At 70.7% G+C, this 18,465-nt stretch carries 17 protein-coding genes; 5 read left to right on the top strand and 12 right to left on the bottom strand.

Features of this window, described 5'->3' with window-relative positions; translation table 11 throughout:
- Window positions 1-58 precede the first annotated feature (58 nt).
- Complete coding sequence (locus OX958_RS16205; protein ID WP_270138527.1) at window positions 59-1,030, top strand: UDP-glucuronic acid decarboxylase family protein; 972 nt, start codon at window positions 59-61, stop codon at window positions 1,028-1,030.
- Here the strand turns inward: OX958_RS16205 and OX958_RS16200 are convergent.
- The 9 genes from OX958_RS16200 to OX958_RS16160 are packed head-to-tail and all read right to left on the bottom strand — an operon-like array spanning window position 924 to window position 10,773.
- Complete coding sequence (locus OX958_RS16200) at window positions 924-1,892, bottom strand: glycosyltransferase family 9 protein (protein WP_270138526.1); 969 nt, start codon at window positions 1,890-1,892, stop codon at window positions 924-926. The genes OX958_RS16205 and OX958_RS16200 overlap by 107 nt on opposite strands.
- Window positions 1,892-2,575 carry an SDR family oxidoreductase gene (locus tag OX958_RS16195; RefSeq protein ID WP_270138525.1) on the bottom strand — a complete coding sequence of 228 codons (684 nt, stop codon included), beginning with the start codon at window positions 2,573-2,575 and terminating at the stop codon, window positions 1,892-1,894. Before OX958_RS16195 ends, OX958_RS16200 begins: the two co-directional genes overlap by 1 nt.
- On the bottom strand, window positions 2,572-3,918 hold the full coding sequence (locus OX958_RS16190; RefSeq protein ID WP_270138524.1) for a PfkB family carbohydrate kinase: 1,347 nt from the start codon (window positions 3,916-3,918) through the stop codon (window positions 2,572-2,574). The genes OX958_RS16195 and OX958_RS16190 overlap by 4 nt, the downstream gene beginning before the upstream one ends.
- Window positions 3,915-4,523 (bottom strand): D-sedoheptulose-7-phosphate isomerase, encoded by a 609-nt coding sequence (locus OX958_RS16185; protein WP_270138523.1) that lies wholly within the window; start codon window positions 4,521-4,523, stop codon window positions 3,915-3,917. The genes OX958_RS16190 and OX958_RS16185 overlap by 4 nt, the downstream gene beginning before the upstream one ends.
- Complete coding sequence (locus OX958_RS16180; protein WP_270138522.1) at window positions 4,523-5,731, bottom strand: glycosyltransferase; 1,209 nt, start codon at window positions 5,729-5,731, stop codon at window positions 4,523-4,525. Before OX958_RS16180 ends, OX958_RS16185 begins: the two co-directional genes overlap by 1 nt.
- Window positions 5,728-6,687 carry a glycosyltransferase gene (locus OX958_RS16175; protein WP_270138521.1) on the bottom strand — a complete coding sequence of 320 codons (960 nt, stop codon included), beginning with the start codon at window positions 6,685-6,687 and terminating at the stop codon, window positions 5,728-5,730. The genes OX958_RS16180 and OX958_RS16175 overlap by 4 nt, the downstream gene beginning before the upstream one ends.
- On the bottom strand, window positions 6,684-7,685 hold the full coding sequence (locus OX958_RS16170; protein ID WP_270138520.1) for a glycosyltransferase family 9 protein: 1,002 nt from the start codon (window positions 7,683-7,685) through the stop codon (window positions 6,684-6,686). The genes OX958_RS16175 and OX958_RS16170 overlap by 4 nt, the downstream gene beginning before the upstream one ends.
- Complete coding sequence (locus OX958_RS16165; protein WP_270138519.1) at window positions 7,682-9,142, bottom strand: HAD-IIIA family hydrolase; 1,461 nt, start codon at window positions 9,140-9,142, stop codon at window positions 7,682-7,684. Before OX958_RS16165 ends, OX958_RS16170 begins: the two co-directional genes overlap by 4 nt.
- Window positions 9,139-10,773 carry a carbamoyltransferase family protein gene (locus tag OX958_RS16160; RefSeq protein ID WP_270138518.1) on the bottom strand — a complete coding sequence of 545 codons (1,635 nt, stop codon included), beginning with the start codon at window positions 10,771-10,773 and terminating at the stop codon, window positions 9,139-9,141. Before OX958_RS16160 ends, OX958_RS16165 begins: the two co-directional genes overlap by 4 nt.
- Window positions 10,774-10,978: 205 nt before the next feature.
- Here OX958_RS16160 and OX958_RS16155 point away from each other — a divergent pair, with 205 nt between their 5' ends.
- From OX958_RS16155 to OX958_RS16145, 3 genes are all read left to right on the top strand, one after another.
- The gene (locus OX958_RS16155; RefSeq protein WP_270138517.1) at window positions 10,979-11,788 is read left to right on the top strand and encodes a sigma-70 family RNA polymerase sigma factor; all 810 of its coding nucleotides are present in this window, start codon (window positions 10,979-10,981) and stop codon (window positions 11,786-11,788) included.
- 81 nt (window positions 11,789-11,869) lie between these two features.
- On the top strand, window positions 11,870-12,610 hold the full coding sequence (locus tag OX958_RS16150; protein ID WP_270138516.1) for an ANTAR domain-containing protein: 741 nt from the start codon (window positions 11,870-11,872) through the stop codon (window positions 12,608-12,610).
- Between the two features lie 47 nt (window positions 12,611-12,657).
- On the top strand, window positions 12,658-13,953 hold the full coding sequence (locus OX958_RS16145) for an APC family permease (protein ID WP_270138515.1): 1,296 nt from the start codon (window positions 12,658-12,660) through the stop codon (window positions 13,951-13,953).
- Between the two features lie 28 nt (window positions 13,954-13,981).
- Here OX958_RS16145 and OX958_RS16140 read toward each other — a convergent pair whose 3' ends face one another.
- A complete protein-coding gene (locus OX958_RS16140; protein WP_270138514.1) occupies window positions 13,982-14,602 on the bottom strand; it encodes a hypothetical protein in 621 nt (206 codons plus the stop codon).
- A 178-nt stretch (window positions 14,603-14,780) separates the two neighbouring features.
- On the opposite strand from OX958_RS16140, the gene OX958_RS16135 reads away from it, so the two are divergent.
- A complete protein-coding gene (locus OX958_RS16135; RefSeq protein WP_270138513.1) occupies window positions 14,781-16,334 on the top strand; it encodes a phytoene desaturase family protein in 1,554 nt (517 codons plus the stop codon).
- Here OX958_RS16135 and OX958_RS16130 read toward each other — a convergent pair.
- A complete protein-coding gene (locus OX958_RS16130; RefSeq protein WP_270138512.1) occupies window positions 16,322-17,275 on the bottom strand; it encodes an SDR family NAD(P)-dependent oxidoreductase in 954 nt (317 codons plus the stop codon). The genes OX958_RS16135 and OX958_RS16130 overlap by 13 nt on opposite strands.
- Window positions 17,272-18,444 carry an alcohol dehydrogenase catalytic domain-containing protein gene (locus OX958_RS16125; RefSeq protein WP_270138511.1) on the bottom strand — a complete coding sequence of 391 codons (1,173 nt, stop codon included), beginning with the start codon at window positions 18,442-18,444 and terminating at the stop codon, window positions 17,272-17,274. The genes OX958_RS16130 and OX958_RS16125 overlap by 4 nt, the downstream gene beginning before the upstream one ends.
- Window positions 18,445-18,465: the final 21 nt, after the last annotated feature.

The following is an 18,465-nucleotide window of genomic DNA, read 5'->3' as shown; positions in this document are numbered from 1 at the left end:
CGACCGCTTCCTCCACCGGAGAAGCGTTTTCACCGCTTCGCTCGGGGTACCTCGGAGCATGGATGCAAAGCATGTGGTCGTCACCGGCGGAGCCGGGTTCCTCGGAAGCCATCTGTGCGAGCGGCTGCTCGCCGACGGCCACCAGGTGACCTGTCTGGACAACTTCATCACCGGTACGCCGGCCAACGTCGCGCACCTCGCCTCGGACGGCCGCTTCCAGTGCCTGCCGACCGATCTGACCGAGGTGGTCCGGATCCTCTCCCCCGTCGACCTGGTGCTCCATTTCGCCAGCCCCGCCTCGCCGATCGACTATCTGCGGTTGCCGATCCAGACGCTCAAGGTCGGCGCCGTCGGCACCCTGCACGCGCTCGGCCTGGCGAAGGAGAACAACGCCCGGTTCGTCCTGGCCAGCACCTCGGAGGTGTACGGCGACCCGCAGGTCCACCCGCAGCCCGAGTCCTACTGGGGTCACGTCAACCCGATCGGGCCCCGCGGCGTCTACGACGAGGCCAAGCGGTACGCCGAAGCCCTCACCACCGCGTACCGGACCAGCGAGGGAGTCGACACCGCCATCGTCCGGATCTTCAACACCTACGGCCCGCGGATGCGCCCGCAGGACGGTCGCGCGATCCCCACCTTCATCCGCCAGGCCCTGGCGGGCGAACCGCTGACGGTGGCCGGTGACGGCAGCCAGACCCGTTCGGTCTGCTACGTCGACGACACCGTCGACGGTGTGCTGCGGATGGCCTTCGGTGACCACCCGGGCCCGGTCAACCTCGGCAATCCCGACGAACGCTCGGTGTTGCAGATCGCGTACGACGTAGTGGCCGCGACCGGCTCCGGCTCCCCGGTCGAGTTCGTCGACCGGCCGGTCGACGATCCGGGCGTCCGGCGGCCCGACACCACGCTGGCCGAGCAGGTGCTCAGCTGGAAGCCGCAGGTCGGCTGGCGCGAAGGGCTGGACTCGACTGTTGCGTGGTTCCGCTCGCTAACTGCTTCCGAGCAGCCCGTAGCACCTCGGGCACGGTGATCCGCAGCAGTCCTTCGTCGACCTGATCGGCGTGCGGATCGCCGACCCCGCTCCCTCGGTAGAGCACGGTGTGCCGCTCCGGATCGATGGCCGGGCCCCACCAGGCCGGCGGAGTCGGACCGAACAGGGTCACCGATCGGGTCCCGGCCGCGGTCGCCAGATGCGCGACTCCGGTGTCCCCGCTGACGAGCAGCTCGGCCGATCCGATCCGCGACGCCAGTTCGTCCACCGACAACCGGCCACTGAGATCCTCGGTGCCGGTCCCCCGCGCCAGTTCGGCGCACAGCTCGGTCTCCGTTCCGGTCAGTACGACGGTCCGCCCGTCCCCCCGCAGTTCCTGGACGACCTGCCGCCACCTGTCCAGTGGCCACTGCCGCGACACGCTGGCGGCCCCTGGATGAACGACGACCGCGGCATCGCGTCGTCCACCCAGGGGCAACCGCAGATCGTCCCTCGAGCAAGCTCCCCCTGCCTCCGCCACGAGCCGGCACCAGCGATCGACTTCGTGTTCGTCCGCCCGCCACCGGGTCTTGCTCCGGTGACCGGCGGCCGCGCAGTCGAAGGCAAGCAGTTCGTCGGGGTCACCGGACTGCAGCAGCAGATGACTCTGCGGCCCCCGGCCGTGCAGATTGACGGCCAGGTGCCGCCCGAGTCCACGCCCGGGCGGCCGGCCGGAAAGACCCGCCGTGGCGACACTGTCGTCTGCCACGCCGAGCCTGACCAGCCAGCTCCCGAACGGTTCTTTCCCGGCCAGCACCAGTTGCCGATCCGGGTAGAGGCGACGCAGTCCACGCAGCGCCGGTACGCCGGTCAGCGCGTCGCCGAGGCCGAGCGCTCGCAGTACGAGAACCGGTCCGCGCATCAGGGCCAGGACGGCTCGACCGACGGGCAGACGACCAGTTCGCGAATCTCCACTCCGCGCGGCTGGCTCAGCGCGTAGATGACCACGTCCGCGACCGCGTCCGGGTCGTTCAGCATCGCGTCCGGTCCGGGCTTGTACTGCTCCGGACGGTCGTCGAAGAACGACGTCTGCATGCCTCCGGGCACCAGCATCGTCACGCCGATCCGGCCGGCTGTCTCCACCGCCAGCGCGCGGGTGAAACCGACCACCCCGAACTTCGACGCGCAGTACGCCGTCGCGTCGCTCAGCGCCCGGAGTCCCAGCGTCGACGCCACGGTCACCAGACGTCCGCCCGAGCGCTCCAGCCGCGGCACCGCCGCCTTCGCGATCGCCGCGGTACCGATCAGGTTGACGCTGATCACCTTGGTCCAGTCGGCCAGGTCCAGGTCTTCCAGCCGGCCGCAGGCGTCGACGCCGGCGGCGGTCACCACGCCGGTCAGGTCACCGATCGCCTCCTCCGCCGCGGCCAGCGCGGGCTCGGCCGCGGCCGGATCACTCAGGTCGACCTCGACCCAGGCCACGTCGTCGGCCGGCTTCTGCCGGTCCAGCACGACCGGGGTGCCGCCCGCCTTGCGGACGGCCCGGACCACGGCGGCTCCCAGGCCGCTTGCTCCACCGGTGACGGCGACTCGCTCGAAACTCATGAAATTCGTCCTCCTTCGAGGATCGCGGTAGTGGATCGACCGGGCAGGAACGGAACCAGGACCACCCGGCCGCCCCAGCCGGCGATGATCGGTGCCTCGGGCAACATGTCGGCGGTGTAGTCGCCGCCCTTGGCCCAGACGTCGGGGCGCAGCTCGCGCAGGGCCGCGATCGGGTCGTCGCCGTCGAAGACCACGACGGCGTCGACGAAGCGCAGCGAGCGCAGTACCTGGCAGCGGTCCGCTTCGGAGTTCACCGGGCGGCCGCTGCCCTTCAGCCGCCGGACGCTCTCGTCGGAGTTCACCAGCACGATCAGGGCGTCACCGAGCCGGCTGGCGGCCTCCAGACTCGCGATATGGCCGGCGTGCAGGATATCGAAACAGCCGCCGGTGGCCACGACGGAACCGCCCGCCGCCCGGATTTTCTCGGCGACTGCGAACGCCTCCAGTGGTCCTGGTTCGCGATCGGCCTCGGGTTCAGGGGCCGGGGTGACCCCGCCCAGGGCCAGCCAGGCCGCCGTGTCCTTGACCGCGGCCTCGACGGCCGTGCTGACCGTCGCGCCGCTGCCGATCTCGACCGCGACCGTGCCCGCGAAGCGATCCCCCGCCCCACAGGAATCACCCTGGTACTGGAACGGAGCAGGGGTGAACAGAGGTCCGTCCCCGGCCGCCACGTAGACCCCGTGGCATCCGTCGGTGACGGCCAGAGACCAGGCCCGCCAGCGGTCCCGGAGCTCGACGGCGAGCTGGTCCGGTTCCTGCGACGTACCGAACTGCACCGCCTCGCTCCGGTTCGGCGTCACCACGGTCACCCCCGGAACCGGTTCGCTGCCCCGCGGATGCGGATCCCAGATCATCGGACGCCGCAACGCGCACCGCTCCAGCGCGGCGCGAACCTCGGGGTGGCTGACCACCCCGCCGGCATAGTCCGACACGAGCACGACATCGGCGTCGTTCAGGGCCGCCTCCAAGGCCGCCAGATCGCAGTCGTCGCCCACCTCCGCAGTGGGCGCGGCGTCGATCCGCAGCAAGGACTGGCCGGCACTGCGCACCCGCGTCTTGCAGCGGGTCGCGGAGGCACTGAGGATCGGGCTGACCTGCAGCCGCCGGTCGAGCAGCCCCAGCAGTCTCTCGCCTGGTTCGTCGTCCGCGATCGCTGTCACCAGATGCGGTGAGACTCCCGGGCGGTCGAGAAGCGTCGCGACCAGCCCGGCACCCCCTGCTCGTTCCGTCGTCCGGTCGACGTCGACCACCGGCACCGGGGCGTCCGGACAGACCCGCCGGACGTCACCCTCGATGTCGCGGTCCAGCAGGACGTCGCCGACGACGACCACCCGGACGGTCATTGCGACACCTCCGTCGTGATCGCGGCCCAGCGTGCCGACGGCAGATAACGCTCCACCGCCGAGCACAGCGCATGCACCGCGACCAGGTGAACCTCCTGGACCGCCGTGGGGGCGGAGCACTCCACGGCCAGCGTCTCGTCCGCCAGTTCCGCCAGTGGGTTGTCCCGTGGGCCGGTCAGTGCCCACACCCGCAGACCGCGTTCCTTGGCTTTCTTGGCGGCCTCGATCAGGTTCGGGCTCCGGCCGCTGGTGGACAGCAGCACCAGCACGTCGCCCGAGCGGCCGTGGGCCCCGACCTGGCGGGCGAAGATGGTCTCCGGCCCGAAGTCGTTGCAGATCGCCGTCAGTGTCGAGGTCTCCACGTGCAAAGCGATCGCGGGCAACGGCTCCCGGTCACCCTCGAACCGGCCGACCAGCTCGGCGGTCAGGTGCTGGGCCTCGGCGGCGCTTCCACCGTTGCCTGCAGCAAGTAGTTTCTGGCCGGAGACGAACGCCGTGGTGAGCTGCTGCCCCCAGCTGTCGACCAGTGCCGACTGGCGGTCCAGGCTGGCCAGTCCCAGCCGGAGATGTTCCAGGTGTTCGCTGACGCTCCCGAAACGTGTCATCAGTGTGCTCTCCCCACGACGATCGATTTGGCGGTCGTGATCTGCCGGTAGACCGCTTCGGTCTCGGCGGCGACCGCTGCCCAGGTGTACTTCTCCGCGACTCGGGTCGCGCCGGCCAGACCGAGCCGCCGGCGCTGTTCGGGGTCGGCGAGCAACCCGCCGAGAGCCTCGGCCAGCCGGCCGGGTTCCTTCGGTGGCACCAGGATCCCGGTGACGCCGTCGACGACCGTGTCGAGGAGTCCACCGACGGCCGATCCGACCACCGGACGCGCGCAGGCCATCGCTTCCAGCGGCACGATCCCGAACGGCTCGTACCACGGGGTGCAGGCGACCACGTCGGCCGAGCGCAGCAGCCCGGGCACCTGGTCACGCGTCACCGCGCCCACCAGACGAACCCGATCCGCTACTCCGAGCCGTTGTGCCAGCCGACGCAACCGGCGGACCTCCGGATCGCTCTCGAAGCTCCCGGCCGGACCACCCGCGACCACCAGTTCCGCGTCCGGCAGCGCGGCCATCGCCGCGATCACGGTGTCCACGCCCTTGCGCTCGACCAGCCGGCCGAGCGAGAGGACCCGCCCGCCGGCCTGGTTCCACCAGCCGTCGGTGGCCGTCGTGCCTTCGAAGAGCTCCACTCCGCACGGAACGACGTGCAGCGATTCCGGCCGGGCGCCGAGCCTGAGCAACTCGTGGACTTCTTCGGTGGCGGTCGCGATCACCGCGTCCGTGACGTAGGCCAGCCGCTTCTCGGCGGGCTGCCGCTCCGGCGGGCTGGTGTCGTCGGCCCCTTGGTGGCGGCGCTTCACCACTCCGAGCGCGTGGAACGTCTGCGCGAACGGGAAGTCGATCGACCGCCGGGCCTGGGCGCACGCCAGGCCGGACATCCAGAAGTGCGCATGCACCACCTCCGGACGGCGACGCAGCCAACGGGACGCGAGCCAGTCACCGAAGGCCGGCATGTAGGCGTGCAACTCGTCCTTCGGAATGGCTCGGGGTGGTCCGGCCGGTACGTGGATCACGTCCACCCCGGGACCGAGCGGGACGGTCTCGGCCGAGCTGACGTCGTCGCGCCGGGTGTAGACCTCGACCTCGTGGCCCAGCTCGGCCAGCGCCAGCGCCAGCGCGGCGACGTGCACGTTCTGGCCACCGGCGTCGGCCCCGCCCAGCACGGCCAGCGGACTGGCATGCTCGGAAACCATCGCAATTCTCATCGGCAAACCTCTTTCAGCAATCGGTCCCAGTCGTCCAGGAACCTGATCAGGCCGAAGGCGCGCAGCGCGTGGTCGCGAGCCGCCCGGCCTACCTCTCGGGCTTCGTCGGGATCGGCCAGCCACCGTCGTGCGGTCTCCGCCAGCCGGTCGGGGTTCGTGCTCACCAGGCCGGTCCCCGGTGCCACTGCCTCGTAGGCCGCGGTCGAACCGTTCACGAGTACCGGAGCGCCCAGCGTCATCGCCTCGATCAGCGACAGTCCGAGGCTGGTCCAGCGGAACGGGTGCAGGTAGGCGAAGTGACGCGCCAGCCGCTGGTGCAGCTCCTGCTGGGACAGGTCGTCCACCGCGGCAAGACCTTCGCCGATCCGGCCGCGCAACTCGTCGGCGCCCAACCCGTAGACAGCGACCGGTACACGGGTCGCGACCTCCGCCACCAGGTCCAGGCCGGCCACGTGCCAGCGCCGGACGGGCTCGTTGACGGCGACGCCGAGCGAGCGCTCGTCACCGACGTACCGGTAGCCCTGATCCGGTACGCCGTGAGCGACCACCAGCGACGGCGCGATGCCGTTGTCCCACACCATCCGGTTGAACTCGGTCACGTGCGCGATCGGGATGTCCGATCGAGCCGCCAGGACGTGCTGCCACTCGTTGACGTCTCCCCGCGGGGTGTTGTGCTCGACGTAGACGGCCGGCACGCCTCGGCTGCCCAGTGACCGTCCGGTCCAGCGCTGGAACAGCTCGAGCTCCCGTGGGCGTTGCAGCACCACCACGTCGATCTCCGTGGCGGCGAGCTGCGCCGGAGTGAGTTCCTGCACACTGGCCGGCCAGTGATAGGTCTGGGCCCGGCCCTTCCCGTCTTCGCTGCGGTCGGGCAACAGCGGTACGTAGTACTCGTGCGGTCCCTGGACGAACGAGGTCATCCAGGCAGCGTGCACATGCCAGGCGAGGATCTTCATCCCGCGACCTCCTCGATGAGTTTGCGGACGGCGACCAGGACTTCCTCCGCGCTGATTTCGTTCAGGCAGGGGTGACCCGGGACGGGACAGTCACGCGCTCTGCTGTCCCGGCACGCGGCTTCCTGGTCGCCCAGCAGGACATAGGGCACTCGCCACGGTGCCCAGCTCTGCGCCGGCACGACCGGCGCGAACAGTGACACCACCGGTGTGCCGACGGCCGCTGCCAGGTGGGCGGGGCCGGTGTTGCCCACCACCACGCAGGACGCGGCCCGCAGTACGGCGGCGAGCTGTTCGTAGTCGGTGCGGCCACCGAGGTCGATTCCGTTGCTTCCAGCAACTACTCGGGTGAGGGCTCGCTCGCTGTTCGATCCGGTCACCACCACCTGGTGACCGTCGGCGCTGAGCGCCTGCACCATCTCGGCGAGGCGACGAGGACCGGCGGCACGAGCCGCGACCGAGGCGCCGGGATGGACGACGACGTACGAGCCGTCCGGCACACAGTCGGCTGAGGTGCGCTTCACCAGCAGCCGGCCGTCGTCGCCGTCCGGTAGCTCGTAGCCGGCGGCGCGAACGAGGGAAAGCGATCGCTGCGCTTCGTGCAACGGTTCGGGCCGGTGGCGCAGGTCCAGCAACGAGCCGGGATAGTCCTCGCTCGCCGCCGCGACGTAGCCGATCCCCGCCATCCGGAGCAGCAGCGCCATCGGCAATGAACTCTGGTGATAGGAAGTCAGGACGAAAGCGGCCGCCAGATGGGACAGACTCAGCGCATCCACCAGGGTGTCGACGCTCCGCCGATCGACCGGTGACGGGTCGAACCCGGTCCACGGGCAGTCCCACACCAGCAGATCGTGGACGCCGGGCAGCAGGCGCGCCGCCTGCTCGCCGGACGGCGCCACCAGCAGTACTACCCGATCCGTAGCGGCAACGGCCCGGATCGCGGGGCCTGCCAGCAGCACGTCGCCGTCGTTGTCCAGCCGGGTGATCAGCACCGATCTCATCGGCGACCTCCGGGCAGCTGGCTCAGCACCTGATCGACCGCGGCCTCCAGATCCGGTGCGGTCACCGGTGCGTTCAGGATCTCCTCGTGCCTGGTCTGCTGAGTGGGGACCAGGACGGAGCGCGCTCCGGCGGCCTGGGCCGCGGCGACGTCCGAACCGATGTCGCCGATCACGACGATCTGAGCAGGCCGTACGCCGAGCTCGGCCGCCGCGGCCAGCACCAGCCCCGGCGCCGGCTTGCGGCAGGCACACCCGTCCGTCGAGTCGTGGGGGCAGACCTGCCAGGTGCTGAACGGTCCGAGCAGGTCGTCGACCCGCTGGTTGACCTCGGCAACTTGTTCGGCGGTGATCAGGCCGCGACCGATCCCCGACTGGTTGGAGACGACGCCGAGTTGCAGCCCCGCGGTACGGAGCCGCTCGACCGCCGGACGCGCGCCAGGCACCAACTCGACCCGGTCCGCGTCGCCGTTGTAGGGAACGTCGTGGACGAGGGTTCCGTCGCGATCGAAGAGCACCGCGCGGATCGGACCCGGCCAGACCGGACTGTCCCGATGCATCCAGGTGCCCCTGAGTCGATGCCAGACCGCGGCGAAGGGAATCAGCACCGAGGTCGACGCCATCCGCAGTACTTCGTCCGTCGTGCCGGGACCACCGGACAGCCGGCGTCGGAGAAAGTCGGCGGTCAGCAGCGACCAGGCGAGCCCAGCCGGCCGACGGAACCGGGTGAAGGTGAGAGCGGCCGCCATGACAGTGGCCAGGTGCCACCTGAAGCGACCGGGCGGACAGTCCGCCTCTCGGCGCCAGTGCCGGCCGTGGACCGCGCGGAACAACGCATCGTCGGCATTGCCGCGCTGGACCCGCAGGCTCACCCAGAAACGTTCGTCGCGAACGGGGTGGACGACGTGGTGGCGCCCGTGGACGAGCCGCCAGCCGTGCCGGCGCACCCTGAGCGCGAGTTCGGCATCCTCCCGGTAGGCCCGCGGGAAGCGTTCGTCGAAGCCGTCCACCTGAGCGAGCGCTTCCCGGCGGTACGCCATGTCCGCGGTCGCCCACTCCGCGGTCTCCAGCCCCGCCGTACTGCGTTCCCAATCCGTCGGCGCGCGCTCCGCCGGGAGCGGCACGACGATGCGTCCCTGGACTCCGGCCGTCTCCGGCCCCGCGGCCCGCAGATCCGCGAGCAGACTCTCCGACCAGTCGGCGGGCAGCCGGACGTCGTCGTCCAGGAAGACGATCCATTCCGTGCCGGCCGCTCGCCAGCCGACGTTGCGGGCAGCCGCCGGACCTCGGCCGCCGCTTCGCAGTACCACCACGTCGACGGGCAGCGGCTCATCCGGCCGCCGCCGGTCGTCGACGACGAACACCACGTCGGGCTGGTGCGGCTGAGCGGCCAGGTCGGCGAGCAGTTCGGTCAGCGCCGGCCGCCCGACGGTGGGCACGACCACCGACCAGGAGGTCACCGGAACGCTCCCGCCCGGCGGACCACGTGGGGTCCGAGCACCAGCAGGTCGACCGGCGTGGACCCGAACAGTTCGAGCGCGTCCGCCGGGCTGTCGACCATCGGCCGGCCGGCGGTGTTCAGGCTGGTGTTGACCAGGACCGGCAGCCCGGTCCGCGCCTCGAACTCGCGCAGGACCGCCGCGAGCAGCGGCTCGTCCGCCGGGTCGACGGTCTGGATCCGCGCGGTGCCGTCGACATGGACGACGGCCGGGATCCGGTCCCGCCAGTGCGTCGCCACGTCGTGCACGAACAGCATGTACGGACTGGGCAGCGGACCGTCGAAGATCTCCGCCGCGCGATGCGACAGCACCAGCGGCGCGATCGGGCGGAACTGTTCGCGGCCCTTGATGTCGTTCAGTCGTTCGAGGTTCTCCGGCCGGCCGGGGTGCGCGAGCAGGGACCGGTGCCCCAGCGCCCGCGGCCCGTACTCCGACCTGCCCTGGTACCAGGCGATCACGCCGTTGTCGGCCAGCGCCTGCGCGGTCACCGCAGCCAGGTCGGCCGGCGTCTCGAACGGCAGGGCCGCCTTCCTGAGACAGTCGGCCAACGCGTCGTCGGACCACTCGCGGCCCAGAGCGGCCGTTGCCATCGGCTCGGGACGCCCGGCGGCCGCACTCAACTGAAACGCCGCTCCGAGCGACGTACCGGCATCCCCGGCAGCGGGCTGCACCCAGACGTGATCGAAGGGACCGTTCCTGGCGATGACCGAGTTCGCGACGCAGTTCAGCGCCGTTCCGCCGGCCATCGTCAGCGCCTTCGCGCCGGTCTGCTCGTGCAGCCAGGTGGCCAGTTCGACCAGCACCTCCTCGAGGCGCCGCTGCACACTGCAGGCAAGATCCGCGGCGGCGTCGGAGACCTCCGCCCCACCCGTGAGTTTCGGCGTGTAGGCGGCCCAGTCCACCGGCTCGGTCCGGAAGCCGCCGTCGTCGGTGGTCCGGATCAGCTCGCGGAAGTCCGCCAGATGCCGGGGTTTCCCGTACGACGCGAGCGCCATCACCTTGTACTCGTCGCTCGACCGCAGGAAGCCGAGATGCTCGGTCAGATCCTCGTAGAGCAGGCCGAGCGAGTGCGGCAGGTCCTGAGCCGCCAGCACGGTCAGTTCCGGGCCGTCGTACCGGCCGGCCAGGTGGGAGCCGCGCTCGCCTCGCCCGTCGAGGACCAGACAAGCACTCTGCTCGAACGGCGCCGCCAGTCCCGCCGAGGCCGCGTGAGCCACGTGGTGCGGAACGAATTTCACCTTGTCCGGATCGAGCCCGGGCAGCGCGGCCGCCAGGAAGCGGGGCGCGCGGCGGGCGTAGTCGGCCCGGGTCCGGTCGCCCGGATCGCTCAGACCGAAGCCGGCCAGGTCGACGCACAGGGCGGGGTCGAACGAGTAGCCGACCGCGTCCAGGTCCTCGGGCCGCAGACCGGCCTCGGCCAGACACCACCGGATGGCCTGCTCCGGCAGTTCCCAGGCCGACCACGGCACCGGGCGTTTGCCGTGCTTGCGCCGGCTGAAGCGTTCTTCTTCCGCCGCCGCGACGATCCGGCCGTCGACGACCAGCGCCGCCGACGGATCGTGGAAGATCGCGTTGACACCGAGCACCCGCATGCGTTCGACCTCCTGGTCAGTGGGGAGGCCCGGAAGTACCCCGGCGTTCGGCTCGTACACGTCGAGTAGCGCTGCTTCTTTTTCGGCTACCTGGAGTAGCGCTGCCGGCGGCGATTCGTTTCGGCGGACCGTGGGTACGTGGGGCGAGTCCGGCCCGTGGCCCAACAATCGCCACCCCTGCCGGTCGCGCGGCAAGCAGGTGCTCATGACCACTACTGGTTCCACCTCCCTGCAGGACAAGGAATCCCCGGCCGTCGAGCAGCGGCGGCGTGAACAACAGGCTGCCGAGGTGGAGAGAATTCTCCGCGAGGCGGCCACGGCGACCGGCGATCGCCGGGCCCGGCTGCTGGACCAGGCGATCCTGCTGGACGTGCCGATGGCACGCACCCTCGCCTCGCGGTACTACCGCCGGGGCGTCGACACCGATGATGTGAACCAGGTCGCGTACATGGGGCTGGTCAAGGCCGCCAACGGCTACCGGCCGGGTCCGGAGACGGATTTCCGCTCCTACGCGATCCCGACCATCCGCGGTGAGATCCGCCGCTACTTCCGCGACCGGGCCTGGATGGTGCGGCCACCGCGCCGGATCCAGGAGATCCAGTCCGAGCTCACCGCCGCCGAAGGCGAGCTCGCCTCGACCCTGCACCGCTGGCCGACCGACCACGAACTCGCCGACGCGATCGGCGTACCGGTGGACCATGTCATCGATGCCAAGCGGGCGCAGGGCTGCTTCCGGCCGTCCTCCCTGGACGCTCCCCTGCCGTCCACCCCGACGCTGTCGCTGGCCAGCACCCTCGCCGACGACTGCGACACCTACCAGCTCGTCGACAGCATCGAGGCGCTGCGGCCGGTGGTCGCGGACCTTCCGGACCGCGACCGGCTGATCCTGCACCGGCGCTTCGTGGACCACCGGACCCAGGCCGAGATCGGAGCCGAGATCGGAGTCAGCCAGATGCAGGTCTCGCGGCTGCTGCGCGAGATCATCCTGCTGCTGCGGTCCGCGCTCGTCGCCTAGACGTGGTCGGCCGGTTTGCCTATCGTAGAACCAGGTTGAGTGAGCAGCCTGGAATCCCACCTCGTCCGTGAGGATTGCATTTTGCCGCAGCCCACCACCGACTCCGGCCCGCGGTTCCGCTGGCTGGCCCGGTCCGGCCCGGAGCTCGAGGCCCAGCTGGACTTCGCTCCGCGACTCCTGATCGTCCGGCTGACCGGCCGGCTCACCGGCAGGTCGGGCAAACCGCTGCGCTCGATCCTGTACGACGCCTGGAGCCAGCGACCCGAGCGGGTCGCGATCGACACGACCGCCCTGACCCACTACGACGAGAGCGGGCTGAAGGCGCTGGCCGGAGCCGTCGAGAACGCGGCCGTGGCGGCGGCTCCGCCGGTCGGCATCGTCGGCCTGGGCCCGCGGCACCGCGAGGTCGTCCAACAGCTCTGCGCCGACGGCAAGAGCAGCGTGCGCACCTTCGCCGCGATGGCGGAGGCGGTCGAGGCCCTGCTGGCGGTACCGGGCGCGCCCTTACCGGACAAGGAAATCCTGCTGGCCGAGATCCAGCACCTGCATCGTGCACTGTTGTCCCGCGCGGCGATCGACCAGGCGAAGGGCATCCTGATGGCCGTCTACGGTCTGGAGGCCGAGGCCGCCTTCGCAATGCTGGCCTGGCACTCACGGGAGAGCAGGATCCCGCTGCGTGAACTGGTGACCCGCTTCCTGGCCGCGGTGCGCGACCTGCCGGCCGGCAGCCTGACCGTGGAGTTGGCTGACTCGGTCTTCGCCGACATCACCCACCCGCGCGACGAGTCCGTCCGGAGCCAGGCGCAGGAAGGCAGTTCCTGACGGCGTCCGGCCGAGTTGCACGATTGTCGGACGGGTACCTGGGCGGCATGAGCCTGAAACGCGAGGTCACCACACCACTGCTGTACCTGTTCATCCTCGGCGACATCCTCGGTGCCGGCGTGTACGTGCTGGTCGGCGAGGTCGCCGCGGAGTCGGGTGGCGCGGTGTGGGTGCCGCTCGTGCTGGCCCTGGTCCTCGCGCTGCTGACCGCGACGTCGTACGCCGAACTCGCGACCAAGTACCCGCGCGCCGGCGGTGCCTCGCACTACTCCCACAAGGCGTTCGGCCCGTTCGCGGGGTTCGTGGTGGGGTTCTGCATGCTGGCCGCCGGCATTGTGTCGGTCGGTGCGCTGGCCAGGGCTTTCGGTGGGGAGTACCTGACCGAGTTCGTCGAATTGCCGGCGATCCTCGTCGCGGTCGTCTTCCTCGCGGTGCTGGCGGCGCTGAACGCCTACGGGATCAAGGACTCGCTGCGGGCCAACGTGGTGGCGACCGTGATCGAGGTGTCGGGCCTGCTGCTCATCATCGGCCTCGGCTTCTGGCTGATCGCGCGCGGCGACAGTGATCCCGGCCGGCTGGACCAGCTCGGCCGTCCGGGCAGCGGCGCCCTCGCGGCGACGCTGGGCGGGGCGGTGCTGGCGTACTACTCGTTCGTCGGGTTCGAGACCTCGGTCAACCTGGCGGAGGAGACCAAGAATCCGCGCCGGTCCTATCCGCGAGCTCTGTTCGGTGCTCTCGCGACGGCCGGCGTCGTCTATCTGCTGGTCGGCGTGGTGACCAGCGCGGCCGTCCCCACCGATCAGCTGGCCGAGTCCAGCGGGCCGCTGCTCGAGGTGGTCAGGGCCGCGGGCGGCGTACCCACCTGGGTGTTCAGCGCCATCGCGCTGGTGGCGGTCGCGAACGGCGCACTGCTGACCGGCATCATGTCGTCCCGGCTGGCCTTCGGAATGGCGCGGGACGGTCTGCTGCCCACCGTGCTGGCCAGGCTGCTGCCAGGTCGCGGTACGCCGTGGGTCGCGATCCTGGTGACCTCCGCGCTTTCATTGCTATTGGCAACGACTGGTCAGGTGGCCGAGCTGGCCGCGACCCTGGTGCTGCTGTTGCTGATCGTCTTCACGGCGGTCAACCTGGCCGTGCTGGTGCTCCGGCGGGACTCGGGCGAAGCCGATCACTACAGAGCGCCGACCATCGTGCCGGCGCTGGGAATCGGTTCCTGCCTGCTGCTCTTCACCCAGATCGAGGCAGCCGTGTGGCTGCGGGGCGGGATCATCCTGGCCGTCGGCGCGATCCTCGGCCTCGTCGCGGCCCGCCGGATCCGGCAGCCCGAGCACCAGTCCCAGTGACACAGCTGGACAAGGTCCGGCCGACCCGTCAGGAGTTGCCGTCGTCGGCGTTGGTGCTGAGGAAAGGGCGAGGGTTGCCGCCGGCACTGGCCATGGACGAGGAGAGCCACGCGTTCAGGCCGGCCGGGTCACGGCGTTCCAGTTCGTCGAGGCATCGTTGCCTGGTCATCACGATCCGGAGCCGGGCCGTGCTGTTGACCGTGTTCAGCGCCGTGTAGGTCTCCTGCCACTCGCGGCAGATGTCCGCCGTACTGGCGGTCGGCGAGACCCTGGTGTCGGTGAACTTCGGTTCGGTCGCCGTCCAGCCCAGCCTGCGCCCGCACCACAGTACGACGGCCGGCGACCCCAGACCGAGGAGCAGCGCGATGGAGATGACCCCACCAGCACCGATCAGCAGCCCGAGACCCATCGTCGCCACCAGCGCGGCGCAGCACGCCACCGCGATCAGGGTCAGCCGTCCGGCCGACCTGCGCCGGCCGGGTTCGTCCGTCCGCGACTGCAGCCCGACGATGGTGGCCAGTGAGATCGCCGTACCGACCACCGCCAGCGAGACCAGCGCTCTGCCGGGCAGCAGGAAGACCCCACTGACGATGCCGATCAGCCCGAAGGTGGCGCAGAAACCCCGCCAGACAAGTCGATAGATGGTCACGGCGGCCTCCCTCGGACAGCCGCTGCTGAGTGGTCGAGCGGCGTGCTCCCCCGGTTCCCCGGCGGACCCGCTCCAATCACCCCATCGGCCGGAGCCGAGAACCCGGTTCCCGGGTTCCCCGTTTCGGGCCGGGGTACCGGCCGGTGCGAAAATCACTCCTCGGCTGAAAGCAGATCCCGTGAACGACGCAGTGGTCGTCGGTGCCGGACCCAACGGCCTGGTCGCCGCCAACCTGCTGGCCGACGCCGGGTGGGACGTGGTGCTACTGGAGGCCAACGACGCGATCGGTGGCGCGGTCCGAAGCTCCACCGACGTCGACGCCGCCTTCGTGCACGACACCTTCAGCTCGTTCTATCCTTTGGCCGCCGTATCGCCGACGATCCAGGGCCTGAACCTCCAGGAGCACGGCCTGGAGTGGTCCGACGCGCCGGCCCCGGTCGGCAACCCACTGCGCGGCGGCGGCTGGTCCCTGGTCCATCCCGATGCCGCTGACACCGCAGCCGCGCTGGACGCGCACAGTCCCGGCGACGGTCAGGCCTGGCTGGACCTGTACTCCGACTGGCAACGCGTCGGGCCGGCGATCACCGAGGCCTTGCTCAGCCCGTTCCCCCCGGTCAGGGCCGGCGTCGACCTGCTCCGGCACCTGCTGGGTGCGCGTGGGCTGAAGCGCCTGCAGTTGCTGATCGGGCCGGTCCGGTCGGTCGCCGACCAGCGGTTCTCGGGTGCGGCCGCGAAGATGCTGCTGGTCACCAACTCGCAGCACGCCGACATCGCGCCGACCTCCATCGGGTCGGGACTGATGGGCTGGTTGCTGGTGATGATCGCGCAGCAGCACGGATACCCCGTTCCGCGCGGCGGTGCGGGACGTCTGTCCCAGGCCCTCGCCGACCGTTTCACGGCTCGCGGCGGCACGATCGTCTGCCAGGCGCGGGTCGACGAGATCGTGATCCGCGGCGGCCGGGCCGTCGGCGTACGGACCACGGACGGTACGGAGTACTCCGCTCGGCGAGCCGTCCTGGCCGACGTCTCGGCACCCGCTCTCTACTGCCACCTGATCCCCCGCCAGGATCTTCCCTTCCACGTGCTGCAGCGGTTGCGGTTCTTCAAGTGGGATCCCGCCACCGTCAAGGTCGACTGGGCGCTCAGCACGCCGATCCCCTGGCGAGACTCGCCGGAGCTGGCACCCGGCACGGCACACATCGCGGATTCGGTGGACGACCTCCGGCGCTGGGCCCGCCAACTCGCCGGCGACTGGATCCCGGACCGGCCTTTCCTGCTGATGGGACAGATGACGACGGCGGACGCGACCCGTTCACCGGCCGGCACCGAGTCTGCCTGGGCCTACACCCACGTTCCCCAGCACACCCGCGGCGACGCCGGCGGCCGGCTCTCCGGATCGTGGGACGCCGCTGACGCCGAGACGATGACCGAGCGCATCGAGGCGCGGGTGGAGGAGTACGCCCCGGGTTTCACCGACCGGATCACCGCCCGCAGAATCCTCACGCCGTTCGAGCTCGAACGGCGCAACGCGAACCTGGTCGGCGGCGCCGTCAACGGCGGGACCTCGGGCCTCACCCAGGAGCTGGTACTGCGGCCGATGCCGGGCCTCGGCCGGGCCGAGACCGCGATCAAGTCGCTGTACCTGGCCTCGGCCTCAGCGCATCCGGGCGGCGGAGTACACGGTGCCTGTGGCTCCAACGCAGCTCGCGCCGCGCTCTTTCACGCCCGCTGACGGCGGCGGATCGCCTTCCAGCCGGTCACGGCCACGGCAGTCAGCGCAGTACCGGCGAGCGGGCGCAGCCAGTGCCGGCCCCAGCGCCCGTACTCCGCGTCGCCGGCCGGGCTCGCCGTCATCACGTTGCCGGGATGCGGATCGGTCTGGACGCGGGAGAGTCCGCCGGCCCTCATCAGTGGCGTCACCAGCACGTCGAACACCCCGGGCAGCGCTCGGAAACCGAACAGGGTAAGGCCGTTGGCCACACCGACCGAAGCCGACCGGACCGGCCGATCGGCCAGCCGGACGATCCGCCGGGCCACTCGCTCCGGCGGATCGACGGGCGGCGGCGGACGGCCGACCCAGCCGGCGTAGTTCCCGGCCTGCGAGTAGGCCGGCGTGTTGACCGACCCCGGCCAGACCAGCGCGACCTCGACGCCGGGATCGGCCTTGACCTCGAGCTGCCACGACCGGGTCAGACCGTGCACGGCCCACTTCGTGGTCACATAGGAGCTCAGGTACGGCGTCGCGATCTTGCCCAGCAACGAGCCGACCACGATCAGGGTTCCGCTGTGCCGGCGGCGGAAGATCCGCAGCGCCGAGCGCCCGACGTTCGCCGTACCCTGCACGTTGACAGTGATCACCTGGTCGAAGATCTCGCCCGGAACGTCCTCGAACCGTCCGTAGACCAGAACCGCGGCGGCATGTACCACGACGTCGATCCGGCCGAACCGGTTCTCCGCCGCCGCCATCAGGTCGTCGACCTGCGCGGCGTCCGCCACGTCGGTCGGCACGGCCAGCACCTCACCGCCGTCGGCCGTGCAGAGTCCTTCGGCGACGGCGAGGCTGTCCGGGGAACGGGCGGCGAGAACAAGCTGTGCGCCCTGTTTCGCAAAGGCCCGGGCGGCGGCGAGACCGATCCCGCTCGAGGCCCCGGTGACCACGACAACGCGGGTCACGGGGTCAACAGCACCTTCACGGCCCCGTCCTGCTTCTTCTGGAACATCTCGTAGGCGGCCGGCCCCTCGGACAACGGCATCCGGTGGGTCGCGAACCCGTCGACACCGAGCGGGTCGTCGTCGCCCAGCAGCGGCAGGATGTCGTCCACCCAGCGGCGCACGTTGCCCTGTCCCATCCGCAACTGGATCTGCTTGTCGAACATCGTCAGCAGCGGCAACGGGGACGCGGCCCCGCCGTACACGCCGCTCAGCGAGATCGTGCCGCCCCGGCGGACCAGCTCGATCGCCAGGTAGAACGCGGCCAGCCGGTCGACACCGACGGTCTGCATCATCTTCTCCGCGACGGCGTCCGGCATCAGCCCGACCAGCCGATGGGCGACCTGCGCCTTCGGCGAGCCGTGCGCCTCCATGCCGACGGCGTCGACCACCGAGTCGGGACCACGTCCACCGGTCAGCTGCCGGACCTGCTCGGCCACCTCGTCGGAGTACTCGAGCGTCTCCACCCCGCGGGCCTGGGCGCGAGCGAGACGCTCGGGCACCAGATCGATCCCGAGCACCCGGTAACCACGGTGCAGCCCGATCCTGGCGGCCATGTCCCCGATCGGGCCCAGCCCGATCACCGCGAGCGTTCCGCCCTCGGGCACGGCGGCGTACTCGACCGCCTGCCAGGCGGTCGGCAGCACGTCCGAGAGGAAGACGAAACGATCGTCGGCCGGACCAGCGGGAACCACGATCGGCCCGTACTGCGCCTGCGGCACCCTCAGGTACTCCGCCTGGCCACCCGGCACCTGCCCGTAGAGCCGCGTGTAGCCGAACAGTGCCGCACCCATGCCCTCGTCACGTACCTGAGTGGTCTCGCACTGGGACTGCAGCCCGCGATCGCACATGAAGCATTTCCCGCAGGCGATCCCGAACGGGATCACCACCCGGTCGCCGACCTTCAGGTTCGGCACCTCCGTACCGGTTTCGACCACCACCCCCATCGGCTCGTGACCGAGCACGTCGCCGGGCTCCAGGAACGGTCCCATCACCTCGTACAGGTGCAGGTCGGACCCGCAGATCCCGGTCGAGGTGACCTGGATGATCGCGTCGGTCGGCTGCTCGATCACCGGATCCGGGACCTCGGAGTACTCGATCTTGCGTTTGCCCTGCCAGGTGAGTGCTTTCATGACGTTCCGGTACCCCGGACC

It is taken from the genome of Kribbella sp. CA-293567 (genome assembly GCF_027627575.1).
Lineage (GTDB): Bacteria > Actinomycetota > Actinomycetes > Propionibacteriales > Kribbellaceae > Kribbella.
Note: the sequence above shows the minus strand (reverse complement) of the source record. Positions and strands in the feature narration are given on the sequence as shown.

Excerpts from the sequence above, each read along its gene's own strand:
- OX958_RS16175 (WP_270138521.1), bottom strand. The coding sequence starts at position 6,687 with ATGAAGATCCTCGCCTGGCATGTGCACGCTGCCTGGATGACCTCGTTC.
- OX958_RS16185 (WP_270138523.1), bottom strand. The coding sequence starts at position 4,523 with ATGACACGTTTCGGGAGCGTCAGCGAACACCTGGAACATCTCCGGCTG.
- OX958_RS16180 (WP_270138522.1), bottom strand. The coding sequence starts at position 5,731 with ATGAGAATTGCGATGGTTTCCGAGCATGCCAGTCCGCTGGCCGTGCTG.
- OX958_RS16160 (WP_270138518.1), bottom strand. The coding sequence starts at position 10,773 with ATGCGGGTGCTCGGTGTCAACGCGATCTTCCACGATCCGTCGGCGGCG.
- OX958_RS16145 (WP_270138515.1), top strand. The coding sequence starts at position 12,658 with ATGAGCCTGAAACGCGAGGTCACCACACCACTGCTGTACCTGTTCATC.
- OX958_RS16205 (WP_270138527.1), top strand. The coding sequence starts at position 59 with ATGGATGCAAAGCATGTGGTCGTCACCGGCGGAGCCGGGTTCCTCGGA.
- OX958_RS16190 (WP_270138524.1), bottom strand. The coding sequence starts at position 3,918 with ATGACCGTCCGGGTGGTCGTCGTCGGCGACGTCCTGCTGGACCGCGAC.
- OX958_RS16195 (WP_270138525.1), bottom strand. The coding sequence starts at position 2,575 with ATGAGTTTCGAGCGAGTCGCCGTCACCGGTGGAGCAAGCGGCCTGGGA.
- OX958_RS16170 (WP_270138520.1), bottom strand. The coding sequence starts at position 7,685 with ATGAGATCGGTGCTGATCACCCGGCTGGACAACGACGGCGACGTGCTG.
- OX958_RS16125 (WP_270138511.1), bottom strand. The coding sequence starts at position 18,444 with ATGAAAGCACTCACCTGGCAGGGCAAACGCAAGATCGAGTACTCCGAG.
- OX958_RS16155 (WP_270138517.1), top strand. The coding sequence starts at position 10,979 with ATGACCACTACTGGTTCCACCTCCCTGCAGGACAAGGAATCCCCGGCC.
- OX958_RS16200 (WP_270138526.1), bottom strand. The coding sequence starts at position 1,892 with ATGCGCGGACCGGTTCTCGTACTGCGAGCGCTCGGCCTCGGCGACGCG.